The organism is Porphyromonas levii DSM 23370, from assembly GCF_000379925.1.
GTDB classification, from domain to species: domain Bacteria; phylum Bacteroidota; class Bacteroidia; order Bacteroidales; family Porphyromonadaceae; genus Porphyromonas_A; species Porphyromonas_A levii.
In genome coordinates this window covers 1-9608 of the sequence record NZ_KB904298.1, presented here as the reverse complement: position 1 = coordinate 9608, position 9608 = coordinate 1, and the positions used below count along the sequence as shown (strand labels likewise).

Sequence of the window (9608 nt, the reverse complement as noted above, 5' to 3'; positions counted from 1 at the left end):
AAAGACAATATTTGGATAGAACGCTTCTGGAGAAGTATCAAACAGGAACATATCTATCTTAATCCAGCCGATACAGTCTCAGAACTACGGCAAGGAATAGGGAAGTGGATAAAGTTCTATAACTATGAGCGCCCCCACCAGAGTATCACCAAGCTACTCCCTGCCATGGAATATGGAATAGTAGTAGCTGCATAACAATAACCAATAACTATGTAAAGAGAAAGAAAATGTGTACGTTTGCGACAGTGATAGAAAAAACACTAGCCCGTTGTCGAAAAATGGGGAGTACTATAACTTTCAGATAGAACGATACTGCTGAAATGTATATAGGAAAAAATATCTACAGAGCTCGTAGAGTAGAGGTTGGTACGGCTCGAAAGCGGAGGACGTGTCCTCCAACTTATTGCAAAGATCAAACTTTACTGATCATAGAGTATAAATCACAGCAGCATAGATGACAACTATGGTACAAATATTGTCCAGACCAACCTGTAAAGGCACAAAACTCACCTGAGTGTAAAAATGGTGTATAATTTTTGATATTAACTAATATGAACGAGAAGCTTAATAAAGAAGCCCTTCAATCAATAAAAGGAGGAGAGAGAGCAGAAGGCAACATGTGTGGTGAACTACAAGAAAGTGCTAGCCGTCATGGGCGTACTTGGACTGAAGAACAATGGGACAAGTGGTGTGAAGCGTTCTACCGTGAGTGCTAATATATGCACTTAATCTAAGAAAAGAGGGAGTTCTCTAAGACAACTTGCTCCTAGAGAACTCTCTCGATTAATCCATAATGTTGCTAACCGCCTCTTCTTATGAATACAAAGAATATATCAGTGTTTATTGTTTCTTTACTATCTATATTTCTACTATCTTCTTTTAAGATTGAAAATAATAAGCATAGTTCTATAATAGACCAAGCCAACCTGAAGATACTATACCGTTTTGAAATGAAGAAGAATCCTTTTGGCGGTATTAGCATTATGAAGGACACAACCGTTTTTCTTCACGGAGACGTTTTTTCTTTATCTTATACTCAAAGTGCTTACTATTCTGACTCATTGATAAATACCCCAAATGGAGGTAAAATAAAAATCCGAATGATGGAAAGAGGCCTTAATGAGAATAATCCTTATTTATTTCTCGAGCCACACACTTTGCCTGATTACACCTACGTGGATCACGACCAAAAACTTATAATTAACTACGACTCAGAAAGATTTTATGTGCCTGTGTTATATAGGGAGCCGATTGAGGATGTAAAATGGACTTTAAGGAATTATGACTCACGTGTGATTGCTGGATATCAGGTTTATAAGGCTATTTGTGATTTTAGAGGTAGGCGATATGAAGCTTGGTATACGCCTGAAATCCCAGTCGAAGTAGGGCCATGGAAGTTTCATGGATTACCCGGCGTCATACTTGAAGTATATGATGAAGACAAGAACTTTTTTTGGACAGCATTTAGTGTGGAGTATTCACCAAAGAAGCCAATTGAATCTATTAGGTGGATTAAGTTTTCAGAGACCCCATTTACTATTGTGGATCGCAAAGATTATCTGAGAGATGTAAGATTATACGTTAGTGGAGAAGATATAAATAATAATAATACACTGCAGCAGATAATTTCTTCAGGTGTTCGGACTCGTTATCGTCAAAGACCACAGAAAGAAATGAAAAATGATTTTATAGAGCTAGACTATAAACAGGGAAATAATATAGAGACTGAAAGTGCAGCAGAAAGCACTGCATTATTGGATGATAATTATAGTTTTGACTCTATCAAAGGAGTCCGGAAGAAGGACTATTTATTGCTGCAGTATGAATATTCCAGCTTGAAAGATACGATAGATCTAATCTACTATAGGCCTGATATTCAATTGGTTGAAATACATGATAATCAATCTGTCACTTACAGTATGCGTACATACCAAATGAAAGATGAATTTGGATCGGAAGAGGGCAAAAAAAAATGGCAAGGTCTTTTTGATCAGGGCGTCGAGTCGGTGAAAGCAGGAGTATTACCTATGAAAGATTTTATGAATAGGTTGCCAAGGCTTGGACAACAAGATATTATCAAGATAAATCTCGAGACAGGAGCGATGCTTGTATATGATAATATCGGAACAGAGCAGTATAAATATGATGATTTGATAAACATTAAGTGGCATTTGTTAGATAAACAAAAAACAATACTTGGATATGACTGCCAATTAGCCATTACTAATTTCAGAGGTAGAAAATGGTTTGCATGGTATTCAATTGACCTTCCTATTGGTGCTGGTCCATGGAAGCTTTTTGGACTACCTGGGGTCATATTTGAAGCTTACGATGAAAAAAAACATTATCATTATACTTTAAAGGGGTTAGAACAAAAACAACCATTACTAGACTATACGATACTGCTCTCCCCAAATGCAACACAGATAGATAGGATTAAATTCATAAATAGCCATCAAGTATATGCAAACACTGGAGGAGAATTATTAATTTTTAGTACTCCTTCTAAGATAGATAATTACCCAAAGCCAAAGGAACTAGAGTGAAAATGATATGAAAAGAATATTTTTTTTGCTGTTATTGACTTGTATATTCGATAGTCTGCTTGTATTCGGGCAGACTGAGGGAAGAGTAATTAGCAAAGAGGATAGTGACATACTATCAGGTGTGATTGTTGTGGCAAAAAGAGCTGGAGAGAAAAAAGTATTGAGCTATTCAAAAACCAATAATGATGGGAATTTTAAATTGAATATAAACCCTACGTCTGGCGTATGGCTATACTTCTCTATGTTGGGATATGCCAAGGATAGTTTAGAACTCACTGAGGGACAGAGCTATTATGAAATAAAATTGCGAGAGCAAGTCACAGAACTCCAAGAGGTCAAAGTAACAGCTAAGGCAATTACGGCTCGAGGGGACACAATCAGATATTTGGTCTCTAACTTTAGTGAAATACAGGATAAAAACTTAGCTGATGTACTGAAGAAGATGCCTGGAATAGAGGTGTCGGAGAGCGGTCAGATTAAGTACCAAGGTCAGGCGATTAATAAGTTTTATATCGAGGGGCGTGATATGCTTGGAGGTCGCTATGGTATTGCGACGAATACGATTAATCCTGATGATGTCGGGTCTGTAGAGGTGATGGAAAATCATCAGCCGATTAAGGCCTTGGAGGATATCTCTTTCTCTCAAAATCCTGCTATTAATATTCGTCTCAAAGAGGATGCTAAAAGTCGCTGGGTAGGTACAGCTACATTGGGCGGTGGCTATATGGATACTAAGCCTGCTCTCCTGTGGGATGGTCAGGCAACTCTAATGAGATTTAAGAAGGAGAATCAGGTGCTCATCACGGGGCGAAGCACCAATGCTGGTAAGAGTGCGAGTGCATTTAGCTCTAATCTCATATTTGATAATGATGGTTCGCCATTTGGCGGTGAGTATTCGCTCTCTAACCCTATAGGGGTCTCGCCATCAGTGCCGTCTCAGTTGGCTCTCAACCGAACTCGCAAAGGTCCGTCGCATATGGTGAGTACCAATAACTTGTGGGGGCTGGGTAAGCATATAGATTTGACGATCAAGGTCAATTATAGTCACCAAACAGACCTCTCTAGTAGTCGCTCGGAGATGATTTACTTCCTCAATGATGGCAATAGAGTGATTGAGAGCCAGGAGGAGTCGGAGGCTCGTGACAAGAATCTCTCTGTAGATGTCAATCTGCTGGTTAATCGTCCTAAGCTCTATCTGAGTAATAAGCTGTCGGGAAACTTTGAGTGGAACAATGTGGAGCTACTCACAGCTGGAACGTATCCCAATGTTCAAGCAGTAAAAGGGGAACGACAAGGTGTGGAAAATAGGCTCAACTTCCTAGTGCGTAGAGGCAGAGGTGGTTTCTCACTCAATTCGTTTGTGAAGTGGGAGAGGCGACCAAATGTCTTGGAAGTGGAAAGTGAAACACAGCATCCAACTTTACGACAAACTCTAGCTTCGCAATTGCTATTTACCAACACTTCTACGAGTCTTAGTTATATTTTGGGCCGTGTGGTACTCTCCACTAAGCTGGGCTTGGCGACTATGCACAGAAGTATGGAGAGTCATCTAAGTGGTTTGGAACTTTCGCTCTCTCCGCTGGAAAATGATGTAAGAGCCAATTATTATCAGCTCTATGCGACACCACAACTGAGCTATAGCTATAAAAACTTTAAGAGTGAGATAGAAGCACCGATTGCTTGGACACCGTATAGCATTGAAAGTGGCAAGACGACCCGACTTCATCGATTTCCTCTATCGCCACGTATCAGATTGGAACTGCAGGCAACGACACGATTGAAGCTCTCTGCTTCAGTACGCTATCGCAATGAAATCCTCGATGACCAAGAGTGGTACGATGGATATATCCTCAATAACTATCGCACGCTTTCGCTGGGTCTGGAGGAACTGGGAAATCGTGAAAGTGGCTATGCGAGCTTTTCGGCAAACTATCGTAATGCACTAGAGGCACTATTTGCAAGTGCATCGGTCTCTTATAATCGTTTTCGCACCAGTCATCTGAGTAGTCGTGACTTCGTGGATCGCTATATGGTTTTGCAGCCCATAGCTCGGGAGAGTAGAGGCGATAGATGGACGCTCAATGGTCGTGTGAGTAAGGGCTTTATGTGGCTGAGAAGTGTGCTGACATTCAATGCTCTTTATTCGTTGGGCAATCAGGAGCTGTTGCTACAAAAAGAGCTGACTCCGTATCGCTACGATATGCTGATATTGAGTGGTCAAATCTCTATGCGTCCTGCGACTTGGGCGACTCTGCTCTATGAGATTTCGTACAATCAGAGCGGTCAGGAAGGGGAAGGTCAGGGATTTGAGCGGAGAAATAATTACGCTCAGAGGCTAGATCTCACTTTTGTCCCGAGTAAATCGTGGCGAGTAGAACTAACAGGTAACCACTATTACAATGAGATTACTGAAAATGTGCGGAAGCACTATCTTCTGGCGGATGCTTCGTTGGTGTACTCTGCTCCAGCAGGGTGGGAGGTCAATTTGACTGCACGTAATCTATTTAACAACCGAACATATGGCTATACATCGCTTAGTGCACTGACAAGCTACACATTGGAGTACCAAATTCGTCCACTGGAACTTTTACTCGGTTTTTACTTCAGATTCTAAAACTCATATATAAACTTTGTAAGGGCAATTATTGAGAATGTTTCATAATAAACTCATTCTCGACGATTTGAATATCGCTACACAACGCAGAGGCTCGCCACCGTGCAACAACTTTTTATATGAGATTTGTCTTTTCTGTATCACCATTTGTAGTAGTATGAAAAAAGGGGGGGGGCCAACCCTCATCAGCCTATGAGAGTGTGTCAAAAGTCCAAAATTGCGAGGGTACCACGCCAGCGGTAGAGGCGTAGCATGCTGCGTCTCCACATGGGGGGGGCACTTAATGTGTTGGTACAGAACAGGTTGGAAACATGCCATGGCTTGACTCTACATACCGTACGGTAATATGATTTGGTGTAAAATACACCAATTGCCCCTTTTGTACACACCCCCATTGCTGTGCCACCCCTTTTTCAGACTATTGACACACCGCAGGTGTGTGATCACAAACCTCAAAATGGGAATTAGCCCCTCTGGGAGACCTTCCACTTTTGTGAATAAGTAAATTATAGCTACCTTTGGGCGAGGTATCACTTTCAAATGTATATTGCTATGAAGAGGACTTATCTATCTATCAGGTCATTATTGTCTGCCGGAGTGGCAACGCTCATCGGCTGGCTAGGATTATCAGGGTGCGACCGCTCGGATATAAACAATGGCATGTGCATGTACGGCACGCCCACAGTGAAGTACCAGTTCAAGGTCAAGGTTACCGACCAAGTAGGCAGACCAGTGGAAGGTCTCCTCGTGGGCATCCTCCAAGACGACGAGAGAGAGCACACCGATAGCGATGGACGTGCGACTATCGATGGGCGCTACAATGGTATGTACAAAGACCACGAAGTAACCTTCGTAGTCAAGGATGTCGATGGGCCAAAGAACGGCTTCGTCACCGACCTCACTCAGAAAGAGAAGATAACCACTGCCGATTTCACAAAGAGGAACATAGACTCTTGGGACAACGGCACTGTGCAGAAGAGCATCCACCTAAAAGTGGAGCGCAAGTAACGTGAAGAAGAAACGCTTCAAACGGAACCTCCTCACGATAGGGGCACTAGGCGTACTTAGTCTTACCGGCTGCAAGACAGTGCAGAAGACCAAGACCCCTCCGCCCGAGCAACCAGTGCTACCGGAGCAAGATTCCATCCGTCCGCCCTATGGCGAAATTATCCTCATGTACGGCACGCCCTACCGTGAGTATGAGACAAAAGATGCCGTCCCTCACGAACCTACGACCACTCCTAAACCAGATAAGTAAATGTCTCTGCTCTTCCGTCGCAATAAACCCTCCCTTACCCCCTCCCTCAGACAAAGGCTCGCACTAGAAGCTCATCGTATCCTGAGGGACGATAACATCCGCACCCACCAGATGACTACCCTCTTCTGGGAGTGCACCCTCAGGTGCAATCTTCACTGCGCCCACTGTGGAAGCGATTGCAGGGTACAGAGCGGAGTAGAGGAGCTATCGGCAGACCAATTTATCCAGATCATAGACGACCTCACCCCACATGTACAGCCCCACCAATTGCTCATCATCTTCACAGGTGGCGAAGCACTTGTGCGGAAAGATATTGAGGAAGTAGGGCTTGCGCTCTATCGCCGGGGCTACCCTTGGGGCATAGTGACCAATGGAATGTTGCTCGACGAAAAGAGGCTCGAGAGCTTACGACAAGCCGGCATCCATACTGCCACTATTAGTCTGGACGGACTAGAAGAGGCGCACAACGCCATGCGGGGGCACCCCCTCAGCTACGCAAGAGCATGGCATGCCATACAGCTCCTGAGCCAAGTGGATGATATTCTATGGGATGTCGTTACCTGTGTAAACCCCATGAACTTCGACTCCCTCCCTACCCTTCGTCAGCAATTGATAGACCAAGGGGTGAAGCGCTGGCGACTCTTCTCCATCTTCCCTGTAGGCAGAGCTGCGGAGCACAGAGAGCTTCAGCTATCCGACCGACAGCACTACGACCTCATGAACTTTATCTGCGAGACCAACGAAGAGGGCAAGATACAAGCCCAGTATGGTTGCGAAGGCTACCTCGGCAGCTTCGAAGGGCGAGTGAGGCAACAGTTTTACCACTGCCGCGCAGGTATCAATGTCGCCTCTATCCTCTGCGATGGCTCTATCAGTGCCTGCCCCAGCATACGCTACGACTACAAGCAGGGCAATATCCACCACGACAACCTTTGGGAGGTGTGGGAAAATAGATTCGAGAAGTACCGCAATCGCTCTTGGGCAAAGATAGGCGCCTGTGCCCAGTGCAAAGACTGGAAGTACTGCCTAGGCAATGGCATGCACCTCCACGACGACGAAGGCAAACTCCTTGTATGCCATCTTGAGCGTCTCAAGGCAGGGGCACATTACTGAAGCACGATCATCTATAAGCATAAGTAAGGGGCGACACCGTTTTGGTATCGCCCTTGCTATTATGTATAACCCTTCGAATTACTTGCGAGCACCTAGCTCCCTATCCATAATCATATAGCCAGCATTGCTACTCACTAGCTTGAGTCGGTCGAGGATACCAGAAGTAGTTGCCTCCTCCTCTACTTGCTCATTGACATACTTACGGAAGAAGTTCTCGGTAGCGTAGTCCTTCTGCTCGATAGCCATAGCTACAATATCATTGATACGCTCCGATACCTTGCACTCGTGCTTGTAAGCGAGGTCGAAGTAATCCACTAGCGTCTCCAGCTTAACATCATTCATCTTGATATCCTTAAGCTCTGGCCTCTCACCGCGCTCTAGCACATAGCGTAGCATCTCCTCGGCGTGTGCCATCTCCTCGTGGAACTGAGCTGCAAACCAGTGTGCGAAGCCAGTCCAAGCCTGAGTCTCCAGCTCAATCGCCATCTTCCTATAGATAAATGCAGACTCGTACTCAAAATTGATCTGCTCGTTGATTGCCTTCAATAATTCCTTCTTAATCATATCATTCAAACTCTAAATCGTTAAACTTTTTCTATTCTCAAAGGTACGATTCTTTTACGAATTCCGCCAGAGAACAACGGCTAAATAAACATAAAATCTAACAATACCAACACACTGCGAGGACAAAGTCCAAAGCCTACAACCATTCAGACCACATCTGCCACGTCCTTACCATATATATCCACAACCATTCGCTCACCCCCCACATCACGACTAACCTGCGGAGGAAAATTTATTCCAAGAGAATCTATTTCCCGACAAAAGACCCTCTCCCCACAAGGGGAAAACAAATCACTCCAGAGTCGTGCTTAAAACTGAGATAAGGTGACCAAGCAAATTGCCGTTATTCTCTATGATGGTAAAGTCAAAGGTGCTATTTTGGAGCTTGGGTAACCATACTTTTTGCTCAGGTGGAAGTGTTACAATTGATGGATAGCGATTAAGCGTATCTCGCCTGTTCTCTATGCTTTTCAATTGAACGTCCAAGTCTTCTGTCTCAAGATGGAGAGTCAAAGGAATAGGCTCTTCAATATTGGTCAATACCTTGCCGTTGGCATAGCTTATATAAGCAGTTGTGCTAGGCTCTGAAAGATCGTAAAAGGTAATGGTGCCTGAATAGACCTGCTTGTAGGGCATAAAGTAGGCGATACCAAATAAGACCATCAAGACTGCAAATAGGATGATGGTGCCGTATCTGACAAGTGCGGGAGGGATTTGTCCCACAATGCTCCGCATCTTTTCGCTTCTCAGTTCGTAGCTCTTTTCTTGTTTCTCCATATCAGTTACCCAGCTCTAGTTGGTTCTTCACGAGTTCATAGTACTTGCCTCGGCTGGCAGTAAGACTCTCATGGTTGCCTACTTCTACAATCTTTCCTTTGTCAAGTACGACGATTTGGTCGGCATTTCTGACAGTAGATAGACGGTGAGCCACCACCACTACAGTTTTACCCTTGTAGAAGTCTTCTAGCTTCTCTGTGATAGCTCGCTCGTTATTGGCATCAAGAGCATTGGTGGCTTCATCTAAGAATACAAATGTAGGGTCTTTATAAACCATTCTGGCAATCAATATTCGCTGTCTTTGCCCTTGGCTAATACCCTGACCATCTTGCCCAATCATTGTATTGTAAGCCAGCGGAAGACTTTCTATATGGTCTGCAATGTTAGCCGTACGAGCAGCAGCCCGTATCCGCTCTATGTCTGGAGTGTCGTCACTTATGGCGATATTCCGAGCGATGGTGTCACTAAAGAGATATCCCTCTTGCATCACGGCTCCGCCACCAGCTAAGATTGTACTCCTCGAGGTCTCTTCCTGACACCTTTATACTGCCCTCTAACGGCGAATAATACCCAAGCAGTAGCTTTATCAAAGTGGTCTTTCCGCTTCCACTGGCACCCACTATAGCCGTTACCTTGCCATTGGGGATAGTAAGATTGAGATGGTCTAGGATAGGAGTTGGGCTATAGATGTCGTACTTAAATGAGAGGTTCTCCACCTTGATGTCTAAGTTATCTA

The 9608-nt window shown here is 44.2% G+C and carries 9 protein-coding genes and 1 pseudogene; 7 read left to right on the top strand and 3 right to left on the bottom strand.

The features are described from left to right. The 7 genes from A3GG_RS12330 to A3GG_RS0109975 all read left to right on the top strand — a co-directional run. The coding region (locus tag A3GG_RS12330) for an integrase core domain-containing protein (RefSeq protein ID WP_018359157.1) at positions 1-195 on the top strand (195 nt) is incomplete at its 5' end. 356 nt (positions 196-551) lie between these two features. Next, a complete protein-coding gene (locus tag A3GG_RS13490) occupies positions 552-716 on the top strand; it encodes a hypothetical protein (protein ID WP_018359156.1) in 165 nt (54 codons plus the stop codon). A gap of 99 nt (positions 717-815) precedes the next feature. After that, positions 816-2546 carry a GLPGLI family protein gene (locus tag A3GG_RS12885; protein ID WP_083900407.1) on the top strand — a complete coding sequence of 577 codons (1731 nt, stop codon included), beginning with the start codon at positions 816-818 and terminating at the stop codon, positions 2544-2546. Between the two features lie 7 nt (positions 2547-2553). After that, positions 2554-5160, top strand: coding sequence for a carboxypeptidase-like regulatory domain-containing protein (locus A3GG_RS0109990; protein WP_033408812.1), 2607 nt, complete (start codon positions 2554-2556; stop codon positions 5158-5160). Positions 5161-5712: 552 nt separating this feature from the next. Continuing rightward, complete coding sequence (locus A3GG_RS0109985; protein ID WP_026215774.1) at positions 5713-6168, top strand: radical SAM-associated putative lipoprotein; 456 nt, start codon at positions 5713-5715, stop codon at positions 6166-6168. Between the two features lies 1 nt (position 6169). Next, complete coding sequence (locus tag A3GG_RS0109980; RefSeq protein WP_018359152.1) at positions 6170-6418, top strand: hypothetical protein; 249 nt, start codon at positions 6170-6172, stop codon at positions 6416-6418. After that, positions 6419-7531, top strand: a complete 1113-nt coding sequence (locus A3GG_RS0109975) for a TIGR04133 family radical SAM/SPASM protein (RefSeq protein ID WP_018359151.1) — start codon at positions 6419-6421, stop codon at positions 7529-7531. It begins immediately after the preceding gene. Positions 7532-7609: 78 nt separating this feature from the next. Here the strand turns inward: A3GG_RS0109975 and A3GG_RS0109970 are convergent, their stop codons facing one another. The 3 genes and pseudogenes from A3GG_RS0109970 to A3GG_RS0109960 all read right to left on the bottom strand — a co-directional run. Continuing rightward, on the bottom strand, positions 7610-8095 hold the full coding sequence (locus A3GG_RS0109970; protein WP_018359150.1) for a ferritin: 486 nt from the start codon (positions 8093-8095) through the stop codon (positions 7610-7612). Positions 8096-8386: 291 nt separating this feature from the next. Beyond that, entirely contained in the window at positions 8387-8872 is a 486-nt protein-coding gene (locus A3GG_RS0109965) for a hypothetical protein (RefSeq protein WP_018359149.1), read from the bottom strand. A gap of 1 nt (position 8873) precedes the next feature. Next, positions 8874-9608: pseudogene (locus tag A3GG_RS0109960) on the bottom strand (peptidase domain-containing ABC transporter); the annotation flags it as partial.